Below are 2,088 nucleotides of genomic sequence, written 5' to 3' on the forward strand. Positions count from 1 at the left end.
GCCGCCGCCAGGTCGCGCACCCGCGCGCTCCCTTCCTCCTGCAGCCAGTCCAGGATGCGGCGGCGGCGCGGCTCCGACAATAGGCCGGGTTGGACCTCCAGCCTGAACTCGCTCGGTTTCGCTTCCACGTAGGCCCTCCATGGTACAGGCCCGAGTTAAGGCGCAGCCGTCGCAGGAGCAAGCCGCCGGACCGAAGCCCGCCTCGCGTGCGGCTGCCCGAAGACCCCATCGGGGGCCCCTCGGCATTGAACCTCTGAGCGGGAGGACCCCGCTCGGGCCAGCCGTCGCAGCCGACCTTATGATCGCGCGAACGGCATCCGAGCGGGCGGCCGGCCCGTGCAGTATGGCTTGCGCACATTCTCGCAGCGCAGTAAACGAAAAGGAACGAAACCAATCGCAAGGTCCGGACCGTTCCGCGACCCAGCCAAAGGGAGGGAGGTCCCATGACGCTCACCATCCGTACGGAAGAGCCCGGCCTGCCCGTCGCGCCGTCGATCCGCCGGGCCGTGACGCTGGGGGTGGTGATCGGAAGCCGCGCCTTCTTCAGTGGTGCCCCATGCCGTCAGGTTCGCGACGAGGTGCTGGGCCAGCTCGAGCGGCTGGGCGTCCGCGCCCTGACCCTCCCCTTCGAGGCCACGGTCAACGGTGCCGTGCAGTCGATCCCCGACGCGCAGCTCTATGCCGACTTCTTCAAGCAGCACCGCGACGAGATCGACGGCCTCGTGATCTGCCTGCCGAACTTCGGCGACGAGATCGCGGTCATCGAGTTGGTCAACCGCGCCAAGCTGAACGTCCCGATCCTGCTGCAGGCCTCGAACGACGAGAACGACAAGGTTTCGGTCAAGGAACGGCGCGACGCCTTCTGCGGCAAGATCAGCGTCACCAACAACTTCTGGCAGTACGGCATCCCCTTCAGCGAGACGACCTTCCACACGGTCGACGCGGGCGGGCCCGAGTTCGCGGCCGACCTCGACCGCTTTGCCCGGGTCTGCCGGACGGTGCGGGGCCTGCGCGGCGCGCGGCTCGGCGCCATCGGCGCGCGCACCGGCGCGTTCCAGACGATGCGCTATTCCGAAAAGCTCCTGCAGGATTCGGGCATCACCGTCGTCACCGTCGACCTGTCCGAGATGATGGGCGCGGCGGGTCGGCTGAGCGACGGCGACCCCAACCTCCTCGCCAAGATGGCGCGGATCGAGGCCTACGGCCGCATTCCCGCCCACATCACGCGCGACCAGATCCTGCGGCAGGCCAAGTGGTCGCTGACCGTGGACCGCTGGATCCTGGAGAACGGCTGCGACGCCTCGGCCATCCAGTGCTGGCGCTCGCTCCAGGACAACTTCGGATGCGCGACCTGCGTGACCATGTCCATGATGGGCGAGGAGCTGATGCCCTCGGCCTGCGAGGTGGACATCATGGGCGCGCTGTCGATGTATGCGCTCGCGCTCGCCTCGGGAGCGCCGCCCGCGATCCTCGACTGGAACAACAACTTCGCCCGCGAGCCCGATATGTGCGTGGCGACCCATTGCGGCAACTTCCCCAAGAAGTTCATCGGCGACACCCCCGAGATCGGCGAGCTCGACATCCTGGGCGAGACGCTGGGCCGCGAGAAGTGCTTCGGCGCGGTCAAGGGCAAGGTGAAGGCCGGGCCGATGACCTACTTCCGCCTCAGCTCGGACGACCGGGCGGGGACGCTCAAGGCCTATGTCGGCGAGGGGGAGTTCACCGACGATCCCTATCCCATGGACGGCGGCATCGCCGTCTGCCGCGTGCCGCGCCTGCGGAACCTGATGCGCTTCGTCACCCAGAACGGCTTCGAGCATCACGTCGCCATGGTGCGCGGCCATCACGCCGCCATCGTGAACGAGGCCGTCACCCGCTACCTGGGCTGGCCGCTCTACGACCACGACACCCCGCCCGAGCCCATGCTCGTGCCCCCGGCCCGCCGATTCTGAGGGACCCCTGAGATGACGTTTCTGTTGCCTGACGATGTGGTGCCGCGGATCCGCGAGCGGGCGCTGTGGATGCGCCGGCGGGCGTTCCGGATGGTGTTCGAGGCGCAGCTCGGGCATCCGGGGGGCGACTTTTCGG

1 protein-coding gene is annotated in these 2,088 nt (G+C 68.3%); it reads left to right on the forward strand.

What is annotated here, in order from left to right; genetic code table 11:
* The first annotated feature begins 443 nt into the window (after positions 1–443).
* Positions 444–1,952, forward strand: a complete 1,509-nt coding sequence (locus J3P31_RS21110) for an L-fucose/L-arabinose isomerase family protein (protein ID WP_210530509.1) — start codon at positions 444–446, stop codon at positions 1,950–1,952.
* Positions 1,953–2,088 lie beyond the last annotated feature (136 nt).

This window comes from Rubellimicrobium arenae, assembly GCF_017916275.1.
Classification (GTDB): domain Bacteria; phylum Pseudomonadota; class Alphaproteobacteria; order Rhodobacterales; family Rhodobacteraceae; genus Rubellimicrobium; species Rubellimicrobium arenae.

Bases quoted from the DNA above. Each gene is read 5' to 3' on its own strand.
- J3P31_RS21110 (WP_210530509.1), top strand. From the start codon at position 444: ATGACGCTCACCATCCGTACGGAAGAGCCCGGCCTGCCCGTCGCGCCG.